This is a genomic window from Polynucleobacter sp. MWH-S4W17, from assembly GCF_018687535.1.
GTDB lineage: Bacteria > Pseudomonadota > Gammaproteobacteria > Burkholderiales > Burkholderiaceae > Polynucleobacter.
Genome location: NZ_CP061295.1, coordinates 527,087 through 551,086, shown reverse-complemented (window position 1 = coordinate 551,086; position 24,000 = coordinate 527,087). Strand labels below are relative to the sequence as shown.

Here is a 24,000-nt window from a genome sequence, read left to right as displayed (position 1 = left end):
GAGGTCAAATGAGAATTGGTGAACTAGCAACAGCCACAGGCACTCAAGTGGAAACTATTCGGTTTTATGAGCAAGAGGGTTTGTTAGCAAAACCGGCTCGATCTGAGGGTAACTTCCGAATCTACCGGGATCAGCACCTGCAACGCCTTACATTTATTCGCCACTGCCGCTCGCTGGACATGACCTTAAGTGAAATTCGTCAATTACTTCGCTTAAAAGATTTGCCCGATGAAAACTGTGATGCAGTAAATGAATTGCTTGATGCCCATATTGAAGGTGTAAGCAATCGAATTAATGAGCTACGCCAACTTGAACGACAATTAAAGCTGCTCAGAAAACAATGTCATGCGAATCAGGACTCAGCACACTGCGGGATCTTAAATAAATTATCGCTACCCGTGAAGTAAAAAAGAGGTGGCACTACCGCCTCTTATTGGCCGATAACGGTCATTCGGCACTCCAGAGCAGCGGACCAACGATCCGTTGGTCTTTGAATGACTCCTATCGACCCATTTGAGACAGTCACAGATAACAAAAAACCTGCTTAATCCATCAAGCAGGTTCTTGTTTAAAGCCAATGTATTACCTATAAACCAATCATATAAGTCGCCATCACTGAAGTGGTTGATACGCCTTGATAGGGCTCTTGACGATAGATTCCCGTAACGCCTACGCGTTGATTCTTCTCAACATCATAGTAAGCACCTAAGGTTGCTGTTGGACGAGTCTTGACTGGATTGGCGTTGAAGTTAATCGGAGTTAGGCCGGTAACACCAGTAGCAGAGTAAGTTCCGTTAGCGGTATTGGTGTCAGTTTCTACACCAGCACTAGCAAATACCATGGCTTTTGGAATGAAGTGATACGACGCCCCTAGCCCAGCTAAAGCAGTTGTCGCATTGGTGTTAAGTGCACTGTAGGTTAATGGAGCTGTAACGGTGCTTGAGGTGCCTTCGGTATAGCCACCCATATTATTCTGGCTGTAACGGATACCAGTATAGGGAGACAGAATCACTTCAGGCAGAACAGCAAAGCCATACTTTGCTGTTACTTGTGCGCCTTGGCTATTCAACTTAGATGAGCCAGAACCTGCTTCAGAAGCGGTATCACCTGTACCGACAACAGAGCGATTAATCGTAGTGTTTTTTTGACCATAAGCAGCAACGACTTTAACTTCTGTGCCGGTGCCATCTAAGTTTTGATTCCAAGCACCAAACACACCAATGACTGGGGTGTTGTTGCCAAGATTAACGGTACTTCCTGCATTATTCACTGAGAGATTCTGGTCAACATAAGCGCCAACACGATAGTTTTGGTGTGGGCGATAGGCGGCGATGAGTAAACCGCTGGTGTTGTTTAATCCATTAGCGGCGGACACAGCAGTATTGCGACCGCCAGCACTAATACAAATACCGTTAGCCCCAAACTCAGTGCAGTCATAGGAGAAGCTATTAACTAAGACTGAGTTCTGCAAGGTATAGGTGCTTTGTAATGCTTGTGAGGCATTGACTAAAGAACTCTGAGTATTAGCAGCTGAGGGGCCATTGGTGAATAGATTTAAGTACACATCATTGGCGTCATAGCTTAATAAGTAACTCATACTGGTGTAGCTATTTAAATTAGAGCTAAAGGTTCCAAAGGTTCCCGTCACGCCATTAGCAGTCAGTAAAGTGTATTTACCTGCTGAGTAAGCGCCGCTACTAGCAACTAGGTTCAAAGAACCTGCTAAAGCAGCTGCTCCAGCAACCGTGACCCGTTGATTGGATGTTGGACTAAAGCCCATCACCAAGCCACCACTTGAAGTTTGGGTAAACGATCCACCTAATGCCACATTGCCCGTCTTACTGGCGACATTGAGTGTGCCGTTGTTGGTCACTGAGACGGATGGCGTAATTGAGCCATTACCGGTTAAAGCCATCGTAGAGCCCGCAGCAATATTAGTTAAACCTGTATAGGTATTAGCCGCCGTGAGGTTTAATGTACCTCCGCCAGCAACCACTACATCACCTGCAACACCACCATTGGTAATGGGTGAAGAAACGGTAGTTGTAGTGCCTGTGGTGATATTAAAGACTGGGTCACCAGCTACAGTAATCGCATTAGCGATCGTAGTAGTACCGGTAACATTTAAAGTGGCTGGTGTAGTGCTACTACCAATTAACGATAAAGCACCTGAGCCAAGTACGCTAGCCGCAGGAATCGATAGTGCTGCGCCAGACTGCACTTGTACGCCACCAGTAAATGTATTGTTACCAGAAAGGGTTTGAGCGCCGCCGGTGATATTGAGACTACCGTTACCACTCACTACCCCATAAAGATTGCCTGTAGCATTAGAGATGGACAGTGCTTGTGATCCTAAATTAGTGGCGCCCGCTCCAGATAGCGACTGAATCGATGTACCGCTAGACGCCCCAGAAAAACTGAGCGTTCCGCTATTAATAATTCCATTAGCAACACTAAGACTAGGAGCGCCCAATAAATATAATGAAGCACCAGAGTTAATCGTAATACCATTCGCAGCAATACTATTGCCATTGGATAGGATAAATTGAGCGCCAGAATTTACATTAAAGGCGGATAGGCGATTGGTTGCCCCATAATTTCCAGAAGAAGTTGATGTGGTGGAGGTTGTTCCATCACCAATATTGACGACCCCTCTACCAGCACTGCTTCCATCTACATTGCCATTAACCGCATTAGAGTTTCCGAGAAGGGTTAATGTTCCTGAATTCCCCAGCACTACATCGCCAGTCAAAGCACCTCTAGCAGCCAAAATTCCACCAACAGAAATACCATTCGCAGCAATACTATTGCCATTGGATAAAGTAAATTGAGCGCCAGAATTTACATTAAAGGCGGATAGGCGATTGGTTGCCCCATAATTTCCAGAAGAAGTTGATGTGGTGGCCGTTGTTCCATCACCAATATTGACGACCCCTCTACCAGCACTGCTTCCATCTACATTGCCATTAACCGCATTAGAGTTTCCGAGAAGGGTTAATGTTCCTGAATTCCCCAGCACTACATCGCCAGTTAAAGCGCCGCTAGCAGCCAAAATTCCATCAACAGAAATACCATTCGCAGCAATACTATTGTCATTGGATAGGATAAATTGAGCGCCAGAATTTACATTAAAGGCAGATAAAGCATGGTTGGAGCCGAAATGTCCATAAGAAGTTGATGTGGTGGCCGTTGTTCCATCACCAATATTAACGACCCCACCACCAGAGTAGCTTCCATCTACATTGCCATTAACGGTACTAGAGTTTCCGAGAACCGTTAATGATGCATCATTTTCTAGAACCACATTACCAGCGAGAGATCCATAGTTGCTAATTGATACAGCATTTCCCAGAACTACGTTGCCAGTTAGAGATCCATAGTTGCTAATATTACGACTACCACCTGTGCCAGATGTCAATATAGAACCGGCCTCCCCCGAAATGCTTCCATAGTTAACAACACTATTAAAGCTTCCTGAGATATTTAAACCATAACTTCCCGCACCAACCCCAGAAATTACGCCCCCACTGTTATTCACCAAAGATCCAATGGTTCCGCTACTATAAATAGCGCTAGAGTTTCCGCTAATTGTTCCATTGTTAATAATTGAATCAATTGAACCGCCCGCAGTATTGCTAATACCGTAAGCTTGAGATGCGCCGCCAATTATTCCCGAAGAGTTATTAACTATTCCGCCGGTGATGATAGCTGAAGCCCCACTATTAGAGATGTTACTAATAGTGCCGCTGTTATTGATTGCATCTGATGTGCCAGTAATTGCACCAGTATTAGCGAAGGATGAAATGGTGCCGAGGTTATCAATGGCATGAGCACCGCTATTAATGGTTAAGCTATTAGTAAAGCTTCCAATAGTTCCATAATTGAATATGCCGTATTGGCTTGCCCCGCTAATAGTGCCATTATTTACAAAAGTACCCACCGAGTCATAGAAATAAATATTTTCATATCCACCATTCAACGTACCATTATTGGTAAAAGTTCCAATTGGTCCAGAATAGTTATATATCTCAAATTGTGAGCCTGTCATTGTTCCATTGTTGGTAATGGCCGTAATATTCGCACCGCCATAGGTATAAAAGGTACCATACCCACTTACTGAGCCATTATTAGTAAGCGTACCTAAAGAGCCACCGCCAGTGACGATAATTGGAAAATTACTAGTAGACGTCACTGAAACGCCGGTGTTAATTGTCACATTCCCAGAACTCCAGTTAAGATCGGTACAACTTGAACTAATTGTTCCTGTACTCGGGCAACTTGCATGCGCTCCATGCATTAGAGCTAGCATCAGCAAGCCAATTACTAAAGTTAGCCTAATATTGGGGCAAATAAATTTAAATGAAATCATTTTGGGGCACCGTTGAAGATGACATAATTGCCACTCTCGCATCGTGGAGTTTCGCAAAAATTTCTTGACTAGGTAGAACCCCTCCCTCTTTCAGCAGTAATGAGAGTCCTGAACTGAAGCCAAATTAGCCCATTGCACCGAAATTTGCCGATTTGAGGCCTCTAAAAGCAATAAACCCAACTTCATGAATGTCTGAAATTGGCCGATTTGAGTCGCCTGTATCAATTTGAGCAATTGGGCACTATTCGACCTCTTTCAGACTCTCCAAAGCTAAGTAACTCGCCACCAAACAATACTGAAAAATTAGTTTTCTATAATGGGAAATATGATGAACAGCAAACCAATATTAGAAGAGAGCGAGAAATCTGCCCTCTACCAAAAAGGTATGGAAGAGTTGCATAAGCAGCTTGGATCTTCGGCGGATGAATACATTAGGCAACTTAAGTCCATTTCCGAGGAGTTTGCATGGGTCAATGTTGCCTTTCCTTTTGGTGAGCTGTACTCCAGAAATATACTCGACTTAAAAACTAGAGAGTTATGTACTATTGCAGCTCTGACGGTTCAAGGTTTCGCCTTGCCACAATTAAAACTTCATATAAGGGCTGCACTTCGATGTGGTGCTTCACGCCCTGAGGTTGCTGAAGTGATCACGCAAATGACTGCTTACTGCGGATTCCCGGCGGCGACCAATGCACTTTTAATCATGAAGGATGTCTTTGATGATGAATCGAAACAGGAAGAATGATTGGGGTATTTAAACTCGCTTCTTAAGCTTGTCCATTCAATCTCCTGAAGATAGTCATGACTTATTGATTAACAAAAATAGAAGGTCTCCTACTAGCCGATAGCGGACTATCGAGAAAAGAATGTTAATTAACCGCGCCTCATCCGCAGGGTCTCAAATAGGCACACTGCTGCTGCAGTGGATACATTGAGAGATTCCACTCTTGGATCAATCGGGATTGATACCCCCTTGGCTTGAGCCAGAAGGTCTTCAGACACTCCCTGCCCTTCGCTACCCATCACCCAAGCAACTGGGTGGAGTAAATCTTTTTTAAGGGAATAAAGGTCTTGCTCTGCATCTGCTGTAGCCGCCAATAAAGGTGCAGTCACGGCACTCAGTAATTGTTGGTTAGACCAGCCCTCATATAAATCTAGAAGTTTGTGAGCGCCCATACCAGCACGCAATACTTTTGTAGACCATAGATGGGCGCAGCCTGATAAAGCAATCACTTGGGTAAAGCCTGCGGCTGCTGCACTGCGCAGAATAGAGCCTACGTTACCCGCATCTTGTACTCGATCCAATATCACCACATCGCCATTAAAGGTTGCAATGGATTGAGGTGTTGTGAGCGTGGGTCTAGGAAGATCGAGTAAGCCTGCAATATGTGGCGCATTCACCAAATCAGAAAGCAAGTCCCAGAGTGCGCTATCTAACTGGAATACCTTGGCCTCTGGACAGATCTCGAGATGTTCGTAGACGGCTTGTGCGATCTCTACATTCTTGAGACCGACTTCTGATGTGAGGAGAGCTCTTAAAGCAGGATCACCCACCCAAGTTTGAACTAGATGAATGCCTTCCAATAATGCTTGGCCGCTAGCGAGCCTAGCCTTCTGCCCTTTAGATCCGGTGGCCTGTAGGTTGCGAATCTCCTTAAATAGCGGATTCTCTTTGGAGGTGATGAGATCGAAGTTCATGACTTAATGGTTTTGATTTTCGAGAACTTTGCGCACTGGTGAAAAACTTCTTCTGTGTTGATCGCATGTGCCATATTGTTTAAGTGCAGCAAAATGGGCTTCCGTTGGATAACCCATATGTTGTGCAAATCCATATTCTGGATGACGCTCATGCAATATTTGCATCTGTCGATCACGAGTAACTTTGGCGACTATCGATGCCGCAGATATTGCAGGCTCCTTAGCATCACCCTTAACAATTGCTTCTGCAGCAATTGGCAACTCTGGGCAACGATTGCCATCGATCAACGCTTTATCAGGCCAAGCGCCTAAGCGAGTGGTTAGATCTTCGATTGCCCTGCGCATTGCCAGCATCGTGGCCTGCAAAATGTTAATCTCATCAATCTCGGCTGGACTGGCTTCACCAACACCCCAAGCCTTTGCCTTTTCCATGATCTGCTCATAGAGATATTCACGACGAATAGCAGTTAATTTCTTAGAATCTTTTAAACCTTCAATTGGATTACTGGGATCGAGCACTACGGCACCAGCAACCACCGCACCAACTAATGGTCCTCGCCCTGCTTCATCTACGCCGCAGATCCAAATCAGACTCATATGCTTGTTTTGTTCTTGCGTTGATTGGCAATAGTTTGTGCTATCGCTTGCGCAACTAATAAACCCGTAGGACGACGCAAAGTTTCATGCATCTGGGCAAAGCGTTCTTTGAGCTTAGCAACTTTAGCTGGATGCTCTAACCAAGCCTGTACGGCATGAGCTAGTTTTTCTGGAGTGGCATCATCTTGCAGAAACTCAGGAACAATAAATTCGCCGCACAAGATGTTTGGTAGACCTACATAAGGCATATAGCCTTGGCGCTTCATGATCTGCGCAGTTAACCAAGGCACCTTATAAGAAATCACCATCGGCTTTTTCCACAAAGCCGCTTGTAAGGTAGCTGTGCCGCTTGCAATCAACACTACGTCTGAAGCTTCTAGCACTTCATCGGCCATGCCATCTAGCAGATGAATCTGAATATCTGGATTGCTGTTTTTTGTCTTGAGTAAAAGTTGCTCAAGAGGCTCGCGTAATTGTGGTGTTGCCACCGGAATTAAAAAGTTGAGCCTCTGCCCCTTTAATCTCTTGGCTAATAACTGCATCGTTTCAAAAAAGACGGGGGCTATGAGCTCAATCTCTGATCCACGGCTTCCAGGGAGCACTGCAATAACGAGACCGTCAAGGGATTCTGCCTGTAAATTCAGGTGTTCGCTTATCTTTTCTCGCGCTTGCTGAATATTTGGCTCAAGTGGAATTTCGCTGGCCAAGGGATGCCCCACATAAGTAGATGCCACACCAGCTTTGTCATAAATTTCAGTCTCAAAAGGGAAGATGCAAAGCATGCGTTCCACTGCTTGGGAAATTTTCTTGATGCGCCCTGCTCTCCATGCCCAAATAGAAGGTGAGACCAAATGCAAAGTTGGGATACCTGCTTTACGTAATTGCAACTCGACACCCAAATTAAAATCTGGCGCATCAATTCCCAAATAAACATCTGGGCGACCTTCATTGAGTAGATTTTGAATCAGCTCTTTACGCAGCTTCAGAATGGCTGGAAGCTGCTTAATAGCTTCAACATAACCTCGCACACTTAAGGTTTCCATGGGCCAATTAGAGCGCATGCCTTCAGCCTGCATGCGGGGACCGCCAATACCATGCACCTCTAAACCAGACATGTCTGGAATTTGATTTAGCGCACTAAGAACTGGCGCCGCTAAAAGATCGCCAGAAGGTTCGCCAGCTACACAAGCTAACTTTGGCAAAGTAATTCCGTTACCGAATAATGCCGCGAGTAGAGGCGGCAATGAAATCATGGAACTGCGCGAGCTTTTCTGCAGTTTGAGTGTCTGCAGAGTTTGCAGCAACCATTTTCTGGATTTCTACCTTAGCCTCTTCAAAGCTGAGGCCATCTTTATAGAGAATCTTATAAGCTTGACGCAAGGCCGAAATTGTCTCGCTTGAGAAGCCACGACGCTTTAATCCCTCGACGTTAATGCCATGAGGAGAAGCCTTATCTCCAGCAGCAATCACAAATGGAGGAATGTCTTGCACTAAAGCGGATGCACCGCCAAGCATGGCATGTTGACCAATGCGCACAAATTGATGCACACCGGACATGCCACCCATAATCGCCCAATCATCTACTTGCACGTGCCCTGCTATTTGCGCATTGCTTGAAAAGATGGTGTGATTACCAACCTGACAGTCATGCGCAATGTGAACGTAAGCCATGATCCAGTTGTCATTGCCGATGCGAGTAATGCCCTCGTCTTGTGACGTACCCGTATGAATCGTCGTGAACTCACGAACAGTGTTGCGATCACCAATAATCAACTGCGTTGGCTCGCCACGGTATTTCATATCTTGCGGAGGACCACCAATGGCTGCAAAGTGGGCAAAGCTATTATGCGCACCGATTGTGGTGTAGCCCTCAATCACCGTATGAGACCCTACTTTAGTACCAGGGCCAATCTTCACGTTAGGACCAATGACAGAGTATGGGCCAACCTCAACATCACTAGCTAGTTCAGCCTTACTGTCTACTACAGCAGATGCATGAATCCGAGTCATTACGCGCCTTTCGTACGAACCGCACAAGTGATATTAGCCTCTGCAGCAATCTCACCATCCACAGTAGCCTGAACCGTAAACTTGTATATGCCAGCACGTTCGCGCTCTAACTTGGCAGTCATGATTAACTGATCGCCAGGCAATACGGGCTTTTTAAAACGTGCCCCATCAATGCCAGCAAAGTAATAGATTGCATCCTCGGCACGCTCTTCAGAGAAAGTAAGCAAAGCAGCTGTTTGAGCTAAAGCCTCAATAATCAACACACCAGGCATGACTGGGAAATCCGGAAAATGACCCTGAAAGAAAGGCTCATTCATGGTGACGTTTTTTAATGCGGTGATACTTTCACGCGGGGTAATTTCTAATACGCGATCTACCAATAGGAATGGGTAGCGATGCGGTAGCAATTGAAGAATCTTATTGATGTCGATTGCGATTGGTGTGCTCATAAATGACCCGCTGAAAAGTAAATATTAATTTTGGTTTTACAGAATCTCAAGATTCAGTAGTTTTGTTTTTATCTAACAAGCGCAAGCGCTGACGTATTTTATCTAGCCCACGCAAAATGGCCGCATTTTTCTCCCAGGCGCCGTGGAGCATTGATGGATAAACGCCTGTGAAATGCTGTCCAGGCTCTGTAATAGATCGAATAATGGAAGTATTACCAGACACCGTCGTTCTGTCGGCAATCGTGAGATGACCCGCAAAGTTTGCTGCGCCGCCAATGATGCAGAAATTGCCAATTTTGGTACTTCCAGATACAGCTGCACACCCAGCGACAACACAGCAATTACCTATTACTACGTTATGCGCTATTTGCACCTGATTATCAATTTTTGTTCCTGCGCCCACAACCGTATCACTCATCGCGCCACGATCAATTGTGGTTGAAGCGCCAATCTCGACATCATTGCCAATGACCACTCGCCCCGTCTGAGGAATCTTGACCCACTCACCGCCCGTAGCAGAAAAGTCTGGGGCAAAACCAAAGCCATCGGCGCCGATGACTGCGCCGCTATGAATAATGCAACGCTCACCAATCTGAGTGTTGTAATAAATAGAAACAGATGGATAGATCAGCGTATCGCTTGCAATAATGCTATCCCTGGCAATGATGGAATTTCCCAGAATAGAAACACGTTCGCCTAACTTTACGCCCTCGCCAATCTGAACAAATGGTCCGATGTGGCAGGAAGATGGAACGCTTGCAGTGGAATCAATAACTGCACTAGGATGTATTCCGGGGGCGTAGATTGGGCTAATCACTTTTGCAAAGTGTTGCGCCATTCTGGCAAAAGTAGCGTATGGATTTTTAGAAACAAAGTACACCCGCTTTGCGGAATGAGCGCTAGGATTTGCCTGCAAAAACTCTAAATCAGACTTGCCAACAATCAATGCTCCAGCAACGCTATCACTAGCTTGCTGTCTATAAAGCGGATTGGAAAGGAAGGAGATTTGATCTGGCTGCGCTCGCTCCAAAGGAGCGAGGCCAGTAAATCCATGGGAAGCCTCCCCCACCAAGCTTGCTTGAAACTGTTCGGCCAGCTCAATGGCGGTCGGCATAAAGCTTACTTCTGGCTATTTAAAGCCTTGATAACGTCATCGGTTACATCGGCCTTAGGGCTGACATAAGCTGCTTCTTGAACAATGACATCAATTTTTCTTTGTTCTGCAATTTGCTTCAACACTGCATTTGCTTTTTCTGCAATCTTGGCGCGCTCCTCAAAAGTGCGCTGATTAAGATCTTCAGTAAATTCGCGTTGCTTGCGTTGTAGTTCACGATCCTGATCAGCCAACTCACGTTGGCGACGCACGCGCTCAGCTTCATTCATAACCGCAGCATCACGATCTAACTTTTCAGCAGCAGATTTAATCTTTTGAGCGCTATCGCGCAAATCGTTCTGGCGCTTAGTAAATTCATTTTGCAAACGAGTTTGCATTGCTTTAGCTAGGTTGGACTCGTTGAAGACTTTCTCAGAATTCACAACCGCAACGCGCGTTCCTGCATCTTGAGCAAAAACTTGAGGGGCTACGATTGCTGTCATGGCAGCAATCACGCCAACTTGAATCCATTTGGAACATTGATAAAGCTTCATAAAACTTTCCTTAAACAATTAAAACGCTGTACCCACTTGGAACTGCAAACGCTGAACGTTATCCGTTGGTTGTGACTTATACGGAATACCGTAGCTAAATTTCAGTGGCCCTAAAGGTGATATCCATGATAAACCCAATCCATAGGAATATCTCAGAACTAGATTGATGTTTTCCCCAAACGCATTACCGCCGTCCACAAAGGTAAATAGGCGCAAGGTCTTATCAACGCCCGAACCTGGAACAGGGAAGGTGTATTCCACATTAGTAACAATTTTCGACTGACCGCCCGTAGGCTGGTAGGAACCAACAATGGTGTTGTAGTACTGAGGGCCCAAAGAGCCAGGAGCATAGCCACGAACAGAGCCAATACCACCCACATAGTAGTTTTTAGTAATCGGGAAGGGCTTGCTGCCATAAGCCTCGCCATAGCCAACCTCACCATTAAAGGACAAAATATTGCCTCTTGAGAATGAGTGGTATTTCTGGTACTGGCCATAAATACGATAAAAAGTGAGGTCTCCAACAGGGGTTCCCACTTCAGCAGAGAGCTGCTGCAATGAACCGTCAGAAGGAATCAAAGTGCTATCGCGACCATCACGCGCCCAACCGACTGTTAGGGGTACGTTGTATGTTTGCAAACGGCCTGGCACTGTTCCACCATAGCTAGTTACATAATTCTGATAAGGGATCGGCGTATTGGTGGTGGCATAAATACTGAACACCTCAATACCTGTTCCAAAGAACACGCGATCCACTTCGGTATACGGAACACCAAATTTAATGTTGGAGCCAACTGACTTAATTTGATAATCCGGATCGCCAGCATAGTACAAAGGCTTGGATGAACGATAGTAAAGATCGGTATAACGACTAATGCCATCTTCCGTAAAGTACGGGTCGTAATTTGAGAGCGTTAGATTTTGAGTAATCTTACCTAGCGACGCATTCAAACCAATCGCAGTACCAGTACCAAACGCGTTATCCTGATTAACACCGGCAGACAAAATCAATTTCTCAGTTGAAGAAAAGCCTGCACCAAGGGTGACGGCACCCGTTGGCTTTTCTGTAACCTTCACATTCACATCCACCTGATCAGGGGAACCCGGAACATCTTCCGTGGTGATATCAGTTTCAGTGAAATAACCCAAGCGACCCAAACGCTTTTTAGATAAATCGATTTTGTCGCTATCAAACCAAGAGCTTTCGAACTGACGCATTTCGCGGCGAACCACCATGTCACGAGTTTTTGCATTTCCAGAAATTGCCACTTGGCGTACATAGATACGACGCCCCGGATCAACCACTAATGTAAGGTCAACCTCGGCAACGTCACGACGAATATCTGGTTGCGGATTGATAGTTGCGAATGCATATCCATAAGAACCCAATATCTCAGCAATTGCCTTGGTGCTCTCGGTTAATTTAGCTGATGAGAAAGTATCCCCAGGCTTCAAAACAACCAACTGCATCAACTCTGCTTCTTTGCCTAAAGTTTCTCCTGCTAAGCGCACATCCTTAACGGTAAATTTTTTACCTTCACGAATACTAATGGTGAGGTAGATGCCCTTTTTATCCGGGGTAATCGACACCTGAGTGGACTCAATTACAAACTCGAGATAACCACGATTAAGGTAATAAGATCGAATGGACTCTAAGTCGGCAGTTAACTTTTGCTTAGAATAAAGATTGTCTTTGCTGTACCAAGACAACCAACCGCCAGTTTTTAACTGCATCTCGCTTTTTAGCGTACCCTCGCTAAAGACTTCATTACCAATAAAGTTAATCTCTTGAATTTTGGCAACAGGGCCTTCATCAATATTAAAGTAAATAGCAACTTGGTTACGTTCAACCGGGGTAACCGTAGCGACTACCTCAGCCGCATACATACCTTTACCAACGTATTGGCGCTTTAATTCTTGCTCGGCCTTATCAATCAGGGCTTTGTCGTAAAAACGCGCTTCAGCAACACCCACTGTTTTTAAGGACTTACGCACTATCTCGGGATCAAACTCTTTCATTCCCGTAAATTCAATACGAGAAATGGTTGGGCGCTCTTCCACGATCACAATCAGAACGTTGCCCTGCTCTTGAATTTGCACATCCCTGAAGAACCCAGTGCTATACAAGGCCTTAATCGATTCGGCACCTTTTTCTTCGGTAAAGGTATCGCCTACTTGAACGGGCAAATAACTAAATACCGTTCCAGCCTCTACGCGCTGCAAACCTTCAACGCGAATATCTTTCACCACAAATGACTCGGCCGCAGAGGCATTCAAACTCAACCCAAGCGCAGAAAATACCAAGATATGGGTAATAAATCGGGCAAAAATACGGAAAGAACGTGTCAGAGGATTCAAGGCGAAATATAGCGTTGTAAATCGTTAAACAAGGCCAGTAATGACATAGAGATCAGCAAAATAAAGCCCACTTTTTGGAGGCGCTCCTGCGTTGATGTCGAAATCTGCTTACCAGCGACCAACTCCCATGCATCATACAGTAGCTGACCCCCATCAAGCATCGGAAAGGGGAGCAAATTCAACAAACCAATGCTAATGCTCATAAGTGCCAAAAAGGCCAAAAATGGCTGCCACCCTACCTGGGCTGATTTCCCAGCCATGTCCGCAATACTGAGGGGTCCACCCAGCTGTTTTAAGGAGGTATTGCCGGTAAACAAACCAGCCATTAGCCTTGCAGAAACCTTCGTAATTACCCACACCCTCTTTGTGGCAAAAATGAGGGCGTCTACCGGCCCTAATTTCAGGTCCTGCCATTGCGCCAGCGGTGTTAGTGCAGGCAGAATGCCCAGGGCCAATATCGGATCCTGATGAGGGCTAATTTTGGGTAACTCATTAGCATGAAAGGACTTTATTGAGCTTCCACCAGTAGGCGTTTCTAACTCTAGAGCAAATCCTCCCGCTCCGGTAAGCGCATCCATCAAGCTCCAGCGCAAGGCATTCCAACTCGGTACGGGGTCAAAATCCCCCAAAAGGGGCGTGCCACCCTCTTCAGACCCCAAATTCTGCCAACCAATTACCCGATCACCCGCTATTACCCCCAGCTTGGCAGCAACAGAATGCTCAGGGGGGTTTTGCAGAACGGCTGGTAATTGTGGGGCGCCAGAAATATAGATCAGGGCAAAAAAGACAATCGCTAAAAAGAAATTGGCTAATGGGCCCGCGGCCACAATCAAAGATCTCTGCCATAAGGACTTTTGATCAAACGCTTCAGATTCATCAGCGGGAGCAATCACTTGCTGACGATCTCGACCATCGAGCAATTTCACATAGCCGCCCAATGGGATTGCAGCCAATACCCACTCTGTTTTATTTTTTGCGCGGTAAGTGAATAACGGTTTACCAAAGCCAACAGCAAAGCGAAGGACTCGAACCCCGCAACAGCGAGCTGCAAAAAAATGGCCGAACTCATGAAAGCTAACCAACACGCCCAGGGTTAACAAAAAAGCTGCAAGAGTAATTAATGCCTGCAAAGAATATCCTTCACTACCACTTGTGCCGCCTGACGAGCACGAGCATCCACATCCAAAATTAATTCTAGCGAGTCTGCATTGACGGAAGAAATAGAGTTCAACACGCTCTCCACTACATGCGGAATTTGTAAATACGGCAGACCTTCATCTAAGAATGCTGCTACTGCAATTTCATTAGCAGCATTCAGAACAGCCGGTGCAGTACCACCAGCCTTAGCAGCAGCAAACGCCAAAGAAAGACAAGGGAAACGTTCTAGCTCTGGATCAGTAAAACTTAAGTTTGCCAACTGCGTCAAACTGAGCGGGGCTACACCTGCTTCGATACGCTCTGGCCATGCTAGACCATAAGCAATAGGAGTTCGCATATCGGGCTGACCCAGTTGAGCAAGCACAGAACCGTCACGATAACGAACCATTGAATGCACAACGCTTTGCGGATGGATTAATACTTTAATTTTTTCTAAAGGCAAACCAAACAACCAAAACGCCTCGATCACTTCAAGGCCTTTGTTCATCATCGTTGCAGAATCAACCGAAATTTTTCTGCCCATCACCCAGTTCGGATGTGCGCAAGCTTGCTCGGGAGTAATGCTGGCCAATTGATCAAGTGGCGTATTTCTGAATGGTCCACCGGAGGCAGTCAACCATAGCTCTTCAACCCCCAAACTCGGATTAGGGGCTTTAGAAAATTGATTTGGTAGACACTGAAAGATGGCATTGTGCTCACTATCGATTGGCAGTAATTCTCCGCCCCCCGCCTTCATCGCCTGCATAAACAAATCGCCAGACATCACCAAGGCTTCTTTATTGGCGAGTAACACTCTTTTGCCAGCTTTTGCAGCAGCCAAGGTAGGCACCAATCCTGCGGCACCTACAATCGCAGCCATAACGGTATCGCAATTCGATTCAGTAACAGCGCCAACTAAAGCTTGCGGTCCATGCAAGACCTGGGTATTGATTTTTTTCTCGAGCAAAATCTTACTTAAGCGAGCGGCGCCATCAGCATCCGCTACTACCGCAATATTGGGTCTAAATTCAGCACATTGCTCAGCCAGCAAATCTACCTGCTTTGCTGCGGTAAGTGCGACTACCCTAAAGCGATCTGGGTGGGCACGAATCACATCGAGCGTATTAACGCCGATGGAGCCAGTAGAGCCTAGGATAGCGACCTGCTTGACTGGCATTACACAAATCCGGCCAAGAGCGCTGCGATGGGCATTGCCGGAATCAAAGCATCTACCCGATCCAATACGCCACCATGTCCTGGCAATAAATGACTGGAGTCTTTGACGCCAGCTAAACGCTTTAACTGAGACTCAAATAAGTCCCCAAAAATACTGAAGGCCGTTAATACCGTCACCATGAGGAACATGGGAACCCAACCAAAGCGAATGGCCCAGGCGCCAAACAAAGTCGATTCAAAAGGCAAAAAGTAAACGCACAAGAATGCATAAACATAGCAAAGTATTAAACCGCCGATAGCACCTTCAATCGATTTACCCGGACTAATTTGCACGGCAAGCTTGTGTTTACCAAACGCCTTACCAACAAAGTAAGCGCCAATATCGGCAATCCACACTAGAGCCATACTACTAAGCAAAAAGATCAGGCCTAACTCACGTAAGAACACCAATGCAAACCAAGTGGCTGGCAATAAAATGAAGCCGAGCACCACATAAAAAGGTCGCAGCTTTTCCAGCGAAAGATTCATGCCTTTGGCTAATATAAATGGCGCAATAAAGAACCAGAAAATGACAGCTAGAAGTAATAAAGCGAATTGCCAGGAGGCATTCTGCATGCCTAGAAAAAACAAAATAATGGCCAAGCAAAATAATGCGTATAGCCAGGCAGCACGTCCTGCCTCAGGCGCTAATAAGCGACTCCACTCCCAAGCAGCGGCCAACAATGCCACCAAAAAGAATACGCCAATGTACATTGCGGGGAGTAAAAATAGAATAGGCAGCAATACCGCCAATAGAACAAGGGCGGTAATGACTCGGGTTTTTAACATGGGGAATTAAACTTAGTAATTAGCAGCGTCAAACTGCATCGCTCACGGCTTGAGATGCAAGCTGAGCACTGGTACGACCAAAACGGCGCTCGCGCTGGCTAAACCAGTCAAACGCCTTGTGCAATTCTTTTTCATCAAAGTCAGGCCACAAAATATCTGTGAAGTACAGCTCGGTGTATGCAAGCTGCCATAACAAGAAATTGCTTACACGCTGCTCACCACCGGTACGAATAAACAAATCCGGCTCTGGTGCGTAAGCCATTGAAAGATGCGGCTGAAGCAATTCTTCAGTAACCTGTTCTGGCTTTAAATTGGGATTAGCAGAAAGGCATTGGCGCATTGCCTGCAAGATATCCCAGCGACCACCATAGTTAGCAGCAATCGTAAAAGTTAACCCTTTGCACCCGGCAGTCTTTTGTTCTGAGAATTGCACCATCTCCTGGATAGCAGAATCAAAACGGCTCAAGTCGCCAATTAAACGCAAAGCAATATCATTTTCCGCCAAACGAGACACTTCACCCTTCAGTGACTTCAGGAATAACTTCATTAAGAAACCTACCTCTTCTGGTGGGCGTCGCCAGTTCTCTGAACTAAAGGCAAATACAGTAAGGTATTCAACACCAAGCTTGCGGCATTCTTCAACGATTTTTCGCACAGCGCTCAAACCTTCTGAGTGCCCCGCAACGCGAGGCATCATGCGCTTACTAGCCCAACGCCCATTACCATCCATGATGATCGCCACATGGCGAGGTATAGCACTTACCTCTGGGATGGCTAGGGTGGAACTAGAGTGTTGAGTCATGGGGGCTAAAATACATAACGGCCTTAAACCGTCATGATTTCTTTTTCTTTTTCAGAAACGATCTTATCGACATCGATCACTGCTTTATCCGTCATCTTCTGTATGTCATCAGTAGCGCGACGCTCTTCATCTTCGGAAATTTCTTTATCCTTAGTGAGACGCTTTAAATGCTCATTCGCGTCGCGACGTAAATTACGAACAGCAATCTTAGTTTCTTCGCCCTCATTCTTCACAACCTTAGTGAGGTCGCGGCGACGCTCTTCAGTCAAAGCAGGCATTGGCACGCGGATTACCGTGCCTTGAGAGGCTGGATTTAGACCCAAGTCTGAATCACGAATCGCTTTTTCAATAACCGCAACCATCGTCTTTTCAAATGGTTGAACATTAATGGTGCGCGCATCCGCTAAGCCTAGGCTGGCAACCTGACTTAATGGTGTTGGATTACCGTAGTAATCCACCTGAATATGCTCCAGAATTCCTGGGTTAGCACGGCCAGAGCGAATCTTGGCTAAATTGGTCTTCAAAGCCTCAAGAGACTTTTGCATCTTTTGATCGGTATTGGTTTTAATTTCTGCTGCGGACATCAGGCCTCCTATTAAACGTGTACTAAAGTACCTTCAGGTTCACCTTGCACTACACGCATTAATGCGCCTGGCTTGAGAATTGAAAATACTTTGATTGGTAATTTGCGATCGCGGCACAATGCAAATGCAGTTGCATCCATGACTTGCAGATTCTTGATTAATGCTTCGTCAAACGTAATGGTTTTATATAAGGTGGCAGTTGGATCTTTTACTGGATCGGCACTGTAAATACCATCCACCTTCGTTGCTTTGAGCATAATCTCGACACCCATCTCAGCCCCACGCAGAGCGGCAGCAGTATCAGTAGTGAAGAATGGATTACCAGTACCCGCTGCGAAAATAACCACTTTCCCTTCACCCATCGCGCGAATTGCGCGTGGACGAATGTAGGGCTCAACCACTTGATCCATACGGAGTGCAGATTGCACGCGCGCTTCAACACCTTTTTGACGCAACGCATCTTGCAATGCTAAAGAATTCATCATGGTTGCCAACATACCCATGTAATCGGCAGTTGCGCGATCCATGCCGGCGGCACCACCTGCAACTCCGCGGAAAATATTTCCGCCGCCAATCACAATCGCTAGCTCCACTCCGATATTCACAATAGCGGCGATTTCCTTAACCATGGAATCGATAGTGATTGGATTGATGCCAAAAGCATCATCGCCCATAAGGGCTTCACCAGATAGTTTTAGGAGGACTCGTTTGTAGGCTGGCATGTTTTTTATTTTCCGTAATTTGCCAAGTAATTTACTTACTTAGCTTATTGATCTTTAAGCACTTTTTAATATCTCTGCCAAATTATAAAGGGCTTGAGAAGGATCAAAGAAAAGGGCACAGAAACTAAGGTTTCTATGCCCTTTTGGGTATTACCAAGCAGTGGGGCAAGCCCCAAACTAGCCTATTAAGCTGTTGCTTTAGAAGCGGCAGCCACTTGTGCGGCTACTTCAGCCGCAAAGTCGTCTTGACGCTTCTCAATGCCCTCACCTACAACAAACATGGTGAAACCCTTGATTGTTGTATTTGCAGCCTTGAGCATTTGCTCTACAGATTGCTTGTCGTTTTTAACGAAAGTTTGGTTCAACAAAGAAACCTCTTTGAGGTACTTCTGAATAGAACCTTCAACCATCTTTTCAACGATTTCTGGTGGTTTACCAGATTCAGCAGCTTTTTGAACAGCAACGCTTCGCTCAACAGCAATTGCTTCAGCAGGAACGTCAGCCATAGACAGGGCCACTGGCTTCATTGCAGCAATGTGCATTGCTACATCCTTAGCAGCAGTCTCGTCACCCTCGAACTCAACCATGACACCAATACGAGCGCCATGGAGATAGGAAACCAACTTGTTGCTACCAGAAAAACGCTTAAAGCGACGTGGCATGATGTTCTCGCCGATCTTACCGATCAGTGCGCTACGAACCTCATCAACAGTTTGACCATTCAATGGCAATGCTAACAATGCAGCAACGTCAGCCGGGTTCTTTTCAGCAACCAACTTCACGCAGTCATTTACAAATGCCAAGAAATCGTCGTTCTTAGAAACGAAGTCAGTTTCGCAGTTCACTTCTAACAAGGCACCAGTAGTACCATTGATAGAAGTAGCAACAATACCTTCAGCCGTAACACGAGAAGCTGCTTTACCAGCTTTGCTACCCAGCTTTACACGCAGAATTTCTTCTGCACGAGCCATATCACCATCAGCCTCAGTCAAAGCTTTTTTGCACTCCATCATCGGAGCATCAGTTTTGGCGCGTAAGTCGCCAACCATTGCAGCGGTAATAGCGGCCATTATTCAGCTTTCCCTTCTTCAACAAACTCTTCTTCGCCTTCTTTAACTGCTGTCAAGATTTCTTGAACAGAGTTAGCTTTGCCTTCGAGGATTGCATCTGCAATGCCGCGTGCGTAAAGGAGAACCGCTTTGCTGGAGTCATCGTTACCAGGAATGATGTAATCAACACCTTCTGGTGAGTGGTTGGTATCTACAACAGCGATTACTGGAATACCAAGCTTGTTAGCTTCAGTAATAGCAATCTTGTGATAGCCAACGTCCACTACAAAAATTGCATCAGGAACGCCATTCAAATCTTGAATACCGCCAAGTGCTTTTTGCAATTTGTCGAGATCACGGTCATTAGTCAAAGCTTCTTTCTTGGAGAGCTTTTCCCAGTCACCAGCTTCTTTAGCAACTGCCATGTCTTTCAAACGCTTGAGGGAACCTTTAACAGTTTTGAAGTTGGTGAGTGTGCCACCCAACCAACGGCTGTCGATGTAAGGCATACCAGCACGAGCAGCTTCTTCAGCAATGATCTCGCGTGATTGACGCTTAGTACCAACAAATAAAATAGTGCCACGATTAGAAGCAACTTGTTTTGCAAATTTCAGGGCGTCCTGAAACATTGGCAATGTTTTTTCCAAGTTGATGATGTGGATTTTGTTGCGATGACCGAAAATGAATGGGGCCATCTTTGGTGACCAGAAGCGAGTTTGGTGACCAAAATGGCAACCGGCTTCCAGCATTTGACGCATAGTTACTGACATAACTTCTCCTAAGGGTTGGTTCTAAAGTTGAGTCCTAGCTGCGCTAAAAAACGCCACCCTGGAAGGCTCAACTCGCGATTTCAAGTCCAAAATAGACCCGAGACCAAAATTATAGCTTAAATATCAATGCTCTAGCCACCCTCACCCCCAAGCAATAAAAGGGGTCAACTCTCAAAATAGGCCCTAGAAGCCCCAAAAATGGGATATTTGCCTAAAATTTAGGCAATATGACCAAGCCAAAACTATCCAAGTCGTTGATAATCAAGGCATGAATAGTGTATTTACCGCAGAAAAAGACATCCTTGGGATGCGCGAAGCTGGCCGCTTAGCTAGCGAAGTTTTGGACCATGTGGCTCCCCACGTTAAGGCGGGAGTTACCACGGGAGAATTGGATCGGATTTGTCATGAATACATGCGCGATGTCCAAAAGACCATTCCGGCTCCATTAAATTATCAGCCGCCTGGATACCCTCCCTTTCCAGCATCCATCTGCACTTCCGTGAATGATGTGATCTGCCACGGAATTCCAGGCGACAAGGTTCTCAAAAATGGTGATGTTGTGAACTTAGACATTACCGTTATTACCCCCGATGGTTACTACGGCGACACTAGTCGCATGTTCATGGTGGGCGAAGTTTCTGTCATGGCAAAACGCCTTACACAAATCACATTTGAGTGCATGTGGTTAGGAATTGCTCAAGTGAAACCAGGTGCATCACTTGGCGATATCGGTCACGTAATACAGACCCACGCTGAAAAAGCAGGTTACTCAGTCGTGCGCGAATACTGCGGTCATGGCATTGGCAAAGTATTCCACCAAGACCCACAGATTCTTCACTATGGCAAACCAGGTACTGGTGAAAAGTTAGAAGTCGGCATGACCTTTACGATCGAGCCAATGATCAACGCGGGCAAACGAGATATTCGCACCATGCCTGACCAGTGGACCGTGAAGACAAAAGACCGCAGCTTGTCAGCCCAATGGGAGCATACGCTGTTGGTTACCCCAACAGGCGTTGAAGTGCTGACTTGGTCAGAAGGAAGCAACCCACCTCCTGATTGCGTTAAAGGCCTTTCATTTAGACCGACATTAGTAAGCGCTTAATAGAATGAGTCAGTCGCAAGCAGTTAGCAATGTTATTGATGCAGCTAGTCTACGTGCCGCTCGCGAAATTGCTTACGACGAGTTTAGAAAAACACAGTCTGTTGGTAAATTAACTAAGCAACTCTCTAAATTAAGCGATCAGCTCCTTTCCCATCTTTGGAATAGCTGCGGCTTAAATAATGAAGCCACCTTAATCGCAGTTGGCGGATTCGGTAGGGGCGCACTTTTTCCTTACTCCGATATTGATATTCTGATTCTGCTGCCTGCTGATGAAGGACAGGCTAGAGCCCTTTCAAAGCAAGTTGAGCAATTTGTTGCCAGCTGCTGGGATACTGGATTAGAAATTGGCTCCTCAGTCAGAAATGTTGCTGAATGCATCTCTGAGTCAGAACAAGACATCACAGTGCGTACCTCCCTTTTAGAGGCGCGACTCATTTGCGGCAAGAAGCAGCTCTTCAAGGACTTTGCCAAAGCTTTTGAAGCGGCGATGGATCCAAAAGCCTTTTTTCAAGCCAAACAAGCTGAACAAATTCAGCGTCATTACAAATATCAAAACACCCCTTATTCTTTAGAACCTAATTGCAAAGAGAGTCCTGGGGGCTTGCGTGACTTACAGGTCATCACCTGGGTTAGTAAGGCTGCGCTATTGGGGGACACCTTCAAGGACCTCAATGAAGCTGGTCTGGTGACGCAGCGCGAACTCACTGAGCTCAAACGCAATCAACGTTTCTTGGAAACCCTGCGCGCCAACCTCCATTTGTTAGCGGGACGTAGGCAAGACGTTCTTGCATTTGATTTGCAAGCAGCATTAGCAGCATCGATGGGGATTAAAGAGGAATCTTCACGTCAAGCCAGCGAAGCCATCATGCGTCGCTACTACTGGGCAGCTAAAGCAGTAACCCAATTGAATGACGTTCTCTTGCAAAACATTGAAGCCCTGCTCTTTCCGCAAGAGTCCAAAACGATTCTCACCATTCCAGGCGAAGGTAACGAGCACTTTATTGAGCGTCAAGGGGTATTGGATATTACCGATCCCCAGCTTTTTCAAAATCATCCTGAACAGATTCTGAGAACTTTCTTGGTATTTGCCCAAGCATCGAATGTAAAGAGTCTGTCCGCAACTATTTTTAGAGCTCTCTATAACGCTCGTACCAAGATGGATAGCAAGTGGCGTGCCGACCCGATCAATAGAGCCCTCTTTATTAAGTTGCTAAAGCAACCCGAAGGCGTCAGTCGCGCCTTCCATCTCATGAATCGCAGCAGCGTGCTAGGTCGCTACCTCCCAGCCTTCCGCAAGATTGTTGGGCAGATGCAGCATGACTTATTTCACGTGTACACCGTTGATCAACATATCTTGATGGTATTGCGGAATGTACGCCGCTTTATGGTGGTTGAGCATACGCATGAGTTCCCTTTCTGCAGCAGCCTTATTGCTCACTTTGAGAAACCTTGGTTACTGGTCATCGCCGCACTCTTTCATGATATTGCCAAAGGACGTGGCGGTGATCACTCTCAATTGGGCAGAGCCGACATGCGCAAGTTCGCCAAGGATCACGGCTTAGAAAAAAAAGATACTGAGCTATTAGTTTGGTTGGTTGCTGAGCATCTCAACATGAGTCAAACCGCTCAGAAACAAGACATCACCGACCCAGATGTAGTAAGAGCATTTGCTAAAAAGGTGGGTGATGAGCGCCACCTGACTGCACTCTATTTGCTGACTGTGGCTGACGTGCGTGGAACCAGCCCTAAAGTATGGAATGCCTGGAAAGGCAAGCTCCTGGAAGATCTCTATCGCGCGACCTTAAGAGTGCTCGGCGGAGCCAAGACAGATGCCTCATCAGAATTAGCGCAGCACCAAGAAGAATCCAAAGCTAAATTACGTCTGTATGGCATCAATGACGAATCTTATGAAGATTTATGGAAGCAATTAGATGTAGCCTTCTTCTTAAGGCAGGACTCATCTGACATTGCTTGGCTCACACGTCATCTATACAACAAGGTGAATAGCGACCAACCGATTGTGAGGGCAAGACTGTCCCCCATTGGTGAAGGTTTGCAAGTGGCTGTTTACGTTAAAGACCAAGAAGATTTATTTGCTCGTATCTGCGCCTACTTTGAAAGGCATGGTTTCTCCATTTGGGATGCCCGCATTCATACAACACGGCACGGCTATGCTTTGGACACCTTCCAAATCTCAGGCAGCAACCTGGTAGATGAAGGTGGTAGCTATCGCGACATTATTCAACTCGTTGAATTTGAGTTGACCGAGGCTTTAACGAATGCGGAGCCACTACCTAACCCAAGCATGGGCCGTCTTTCAAGACAGTCGCGCACTTTCCCAATTCAGCCACGCGTGCATATGGTTCCGGATGATCGTGGCCGCTATTACACATTGGCACTCTCTGCAAGTGACCGTACCGGCCTGCTCTATACGATCTCCAGAGTGTTAGCGAAACATCAGGTCTCGATTCATACTGCCAGGATTAATACACTGGGAGAAAGAGTGGAAGATATCCTACTCTTGGATGCAGCAAACCTGGGTAAGAATCCAAAGCTGCAGATCCAGCTAGAAACTGAACTACTTGAGGCTTTAGGGGCTTAATAAAGTCTTGTCGGGGTTCGTCTATGGAAAAGAATAAGGGGCCGCTAACGACCTTGATTTCAACCCATTGAAGACATTCAAGATAGCAAAAAACTCG

21 protein-coding genes are annotated in these 24,000 nt (G+C 46.0%); 4 read left to right on the top strand and 17 right to left on the bottom strand.

Annotation, left to right across the window (positions count from 1 at the left end; genetic code table 11):
* The first annotated feature begins 8 nt into the window (after window positions 1-8).
* Window positions 9-407 carry a Cd(II)/Pb(II)-responsive transcriptional regulator gene (gene cadR, locus C2755_RS02955; protein ID WP_215321705.1) on the top strand — a complete coding sequence of 133 codons (399 nt, stop codon included), beginning with the start codon at window positions 9-11 and terminating at the stop codon, window positions 405-407.
* 179 nt (window positions 408-586) lie between these two features.
* On the opposite strand, the gene C2755_RS02950 is transcribed toward cadR, so the two are convergent.
* The gene (locus C2755_RS02950) at window positions 587-4,216 is read right to left on the bottom strand and encodes a hypothetical protein (protein ID WP_215321704.1); all 3,630 of its coding nucleotides are present in this window, start codon (window positions 4,214-4,216) and stop codon (window positions 587-589) included.
* Window positions 4,217-4,694: 478 nt separating this feature from the next.
* Here C2755_RS02950 and C2755_RS02945 point away from each other — a divergent pair, with 478 nt between their 5' ends.
* Entirely contained in the window at window positions 4,695-5,114 is a 420-nt protein-coding gene (locus tag C2755_RS02945; protein ID WP_215321703.1) for a carboxymuconolactone decarboxylase family protein, read from the top strand.
* A gap of 128 nt (window positions 5,115-5,242) precedes the next feature.
* On the opposite strand, the gene C2755_RS02940 is transcribed toward C2755_RS02945, so the two are convergent.
* From C2755_RS02940 to rpsB, 16 genes are all read right to left on the bottom strand, one after another.
* Complete coding sequence (locus C2755_RS02940; RefSeq protein ID WP_215321702.1) at window positions 5,243-6,067, bottom strand: RNA methyltransferase; 825 nt, start codon at window positions 6,065-6,067, stop codon at window positions 5,243-5,245.
* 3 nt (window positions 6,068-6,070) lie between these two features.
* Window positions 6,071-6,664 (bottom strand): ribonuclease HII, encoded by a 594-nt coding sequence (gene rnhB, locus C2755_RS02935; RefSeq protein ID WP_215321701.1) that lies wholly within the window; start codon window positions 6,662-6,664, stop codon window positions 6,071-6,073.
* Window positions 6,661-7,872 (bottom strand): lipid-A-disaccharide synthase, encoded by a 1,212-nt coding sequence (lpxB, locus tag C2755_RS02930; RefSeq protein WP_371816845.1) that lies wholly within the window; start codon window positions 7,870-7,872, stop codon window positions 6,661-6,663. Before lpxB ends, rnhB begins: the two co-directional genes overlap by 4 nt.
* A gap of 4 nt (window positions 7,873-7,876) precedes the next feature.
* A complete protein-coding gene (gene lpxA, locus C2755_RS02925; RefSeq protein ID WP_215321699.1) occupies window positions 7,877-8,674 on the bottom strand; it encodes an acyl-ACP--UDP-N-acetylglucosamine O-acyltransferase in 798 nt (265 codons plus the stop codon).
* Complete coding sequence (gene fabZ / locus C2755_RS02920) at window positions 8,674-9,123, bottom strand: 3-hydroxyacyl-ACP dehydratase FabZ (protein WP_215321698.1); 450 nt, start codon at window positions 9,121-9,123, stop codon at window positions 8,674-8,676. The genes lpxA and fabZ overlap by 1 nt, the downstream gene beginning before the upstream one ends.
* 46 nt (window positions 9,124-9,169) lie before the next feature.
* On the bottom strand, window positions 9,170-10,237 hold the full coding sequence (gene lpxD, locus C2755_RS02915) for a UDP-3-O-(3-hydroxymyristoyl)glucosamine N-acyltransferase (RefSeq protein WP_215321697.1): 1,068 nt from the start codon (window positions 10,235-10,237) through the stop codon (window positions 9,170-9,172).
* A 5-nt stretch (window positions 10,238-10,242) separates the two neighbouring features.
* Window positions 10,243-10,770, bottom strand: coding sequence for an OmpH family outer membrane protein (locus C2755_RS02910; protein ID WP_215321696.1), 528 nt, complete (start codon window positions 10,768-10,770; stop codon window positions 10,243-10,245).
* Between the two features lie 18 nt (window positions 10,771-10,788).
* Entirely contained in the window at window positions 10,789-13,119 is a 2,331-nt protein-coding gene (gene bamA, locus C2755_RS02905) for an outer membrane protein assembly factor BamA (RefSeq protein ID WP_371816844.1), read from the bottom strand.
* A gap of 5 nt (window positions 13,120-13,124) precedes the next feature.
* Entirely contained in the window at window positions 13,125-14,258 is a 1,134-nt protein-coding gene (locus C2755_RS02900) for an RIP metalloprotease (protein ID WP_215321695.1), read from the bottom strand.
* On the bottom strand, window positions 14,246-15,442 hold the full coding sequence (gene ispC, locus C2755_RS02895) for a 1-deoxy-D-xylulose-5-phosphate reductoisomerase (RefSeq protein WP_215321694.1): 1,197 nt from the start codon (window positions 15,440-15,442) through the stop codon (window positions 14,246-14,248). Before ispC ends, C2755_RS02900 begins: the two co-directional genes overlap by 13 nt.
* Window positions 15,442-16,269 (bottom strand): phosphatidate cytidylyltransferase, encoded by an 828-nt coding sequence (locus tag C2755_RS02890; protein WP_215321693.1) that lies wholly within the window; start codon window positions 16,267-16,269, stop codon window positions 15,442-15,444. Before C2755_RS02890 ends, ispC begins: the two co-directional genes overlap by 1 nt.
* Before the next feature lie 28 nt (window positions 16,270-16,297).
* The gene (locus C2755_RS02885; protein WP_215321692.1) at window positions 16,298-17,071 is read right to left on the bottom strand and encodes an isoprenyl transferase; all 774 of its coding nucleotides are present in this window, start codon (window positions 17,069-17,071) and stop codon (window positions 16,298-16,300) included.
* A gap of 23 nt (window positions 17,072-17,094) precedes the next feature.
* Window positions 17,095-17,655, bottom strand: a complete 561-nt coding sequence (gene frr / locus C2755_RS02880; protein WP_215321691.1) for a ribosome recycling factor — start codon at window positions 17,653-17,655, stop codon at window positions 17,095-17,097.
* 11 nt (window positions 17,656-17,666) lie between these two features.
* The gene (gene pyrH, locus C2755_RS02875) at window positions 17,667-18,377 is read right to left on the bottom strand and encodes a UMP kinase (RefSeq protein ID WP_215321690.1); all 711 of its coding nucleotides are present in this window, start codon (window positions 18,375-18,377) and stop codon (window positions 17,667-17,669) included.
* Window positions 18,378-18,562: 185 nt separating this feature from the next.
* Window positions 18,563-19,447: a translation elongation factor Ts gene (tsf, locus tag C2755_RS02870; protein ID WP_215321689.1), complete on the bottom strand. Its 885-nt coding sequence runs from the start codon at window positions 19,445-19,447 to the stop codon at window positions 18,563-18,565.
* Window positions 19,447-20,196 (bottom strand): 30S ribosomal protein S2, encoded by a 750-nt coding sequence (gene rpsB / locus C2755_RS02865; RefSeq protein ID WP_011903288.1) that lies wholly within the window; start codon window positions 20,194-20,196, stop codon window positions 19,447-19,449. The genes tsf and rpsB overlap by 1 nt, the downstream gene beginning before the upstream one ends.
* Before the next feature lie 205 nt (window positions 20,197-20,401).
* Here rpsB and map point away from each other — a divergent pair, with 205 nt between their 5' ends.
* Together map and C2755_RS02855 are read left to right on the top strand one after the other, a co-directional pair.
* Window positions 20,402-21,301, top strand: a complete 900-nt coding sequence (gene map / locus C2755_RS02860) for a type I methionyl aminopeptidase (RefSeq protein WP_215322273.1) — start codon at window positions 20,402-20,404, stop codon at window positions 21,299-21,301.
* A gap of 4 nt (window positions 21,302-21,305) precedes the next feature.
* The gene (locus C2755_RS02855; protein WP_215321688.1) at window positions 21,306-23,903 is read left to right on the top strand and encodes a [protein-PII] uridylyltransferase; all 2,598 of its coding nucleotides are present in this window, start codon (window positions 21,306-21,308) and stop codon (window positions 23,901-23,903) included.
* Window positions 23,904-24,000 lie beyond the last annotated feature (97 nt).

Excerpts from the sequence above, each read along its gene's own strand:
- tsf (WP_215321689.1), bottom strand. The coding sequence starts at position 19,447 with ATGGCCGCTATTACCGCTGCAATGGTTGGCGACTTACGCGCCAAAACT.
- lpxD (WP_215321697.1), bottom strand. The coding sequence starts at position 10,237 with ATGCCGACCGCCATTGAGCTGGCCGAACAGTTTCAAGCAAGCTTGGTG.
- lpxA (WP_215321699.1), bottom strand. The coding sequence starts at position 8,674 with ATGACTCGGATTCATGCATCTGCTGTAGTAGACAGTAAGGCTGAACTA.
- C2755_RS02940 (WP_215321702.1), bottom strand. The coding sequence starts at position 6,067 with ATGAACTTCGATCTCATCACCTCCAAAGAGAATCCGCTATTTAAGGAG.
- C2755_RS02890 (WP_215321693.1), bottom strand. The coding sequence starts at position 16,269 with ATGTTAAAAACCCGAGTCATTACCGCCCTTGTTCTATTGGCGGTATTG.
- frr (WP_215321691.1), bottom strand. The coding sequence starts at position 17,655 with ATGTCCGCAGCAGAAATTAAAACCAATACCGATCAAAAGATGCAAAAG.
- C2755_RS02910 (WP_215321696.1), bottom strand. The coding sequence starts at position 10,770 with ATGAAGCTTTATCAATGTTCCAAATGGATTCAAGTTGGCGTGATTGCT.
- cadR (WP_215321705.1), top strand. The coding sequence starts at position 9 with ATGAGAATTGGTGAACTAGCAACAGCCACAGGCACTCAAGTGGAAACT.
- C2755_RS02885 (WP_215321692.1), bottom strand. The coding sequence starts at position 17,071 with ATGACTCAACACTCTAGTTCCACCCTAGCCATCCCAGAGGTAAGTGCT.
- ispC (WP_215321694.1), bottom strand. The coding sequence starts at position 15,442 with ATGCCAGTCAAGCAGGTCGCTATCCTAGGCTCTACTGGCTCCATCGGC.
- rnhB (WP_215321701.1), bottom strand. The coding sequence starts at position 6,664 with ATGAGTCTGATTTGGATCTGCGGCGTAGATGAAGCAGGGCGAGGACCA.
- pyrH (WP_215321690.1), bottom strand. The coding sequence starts at position 18,377 with ATGCCAGCCTACAAACGAGTCCTCCTAAAACTATCTGGTGAAGCCCTT.
- fabZ (WP_215321698.1), bottom strand. The coding sequence starts at position 9,123 with ATGAGCACACCAATCGCAATCGACATCAATAAGATTCTTCAATTGCTA.
- C2755_RS02945 (WP_215321703.1), top strand. The coding sequence starts at position 4,695 with ATGATGAACAGCAAACCAATATTAGAAGAGAGCGAGAAATCTGCCCTC.
- C2755_RS02855 (WP_215321688.1), top strand. The coding sequence starts at position 21,306 with ATGAGTCAGTCGCAAGCAGTTAGCAATGTTATTGATGCAGCTAGTCTA.
- rpsB (WP_011903288.1), bottom strand. The coding sequence starts at position 20,196 with ATGTCAGTAACTATGCGTCAAATGCTGGAAGCCGGTTGCCATTTTGGT.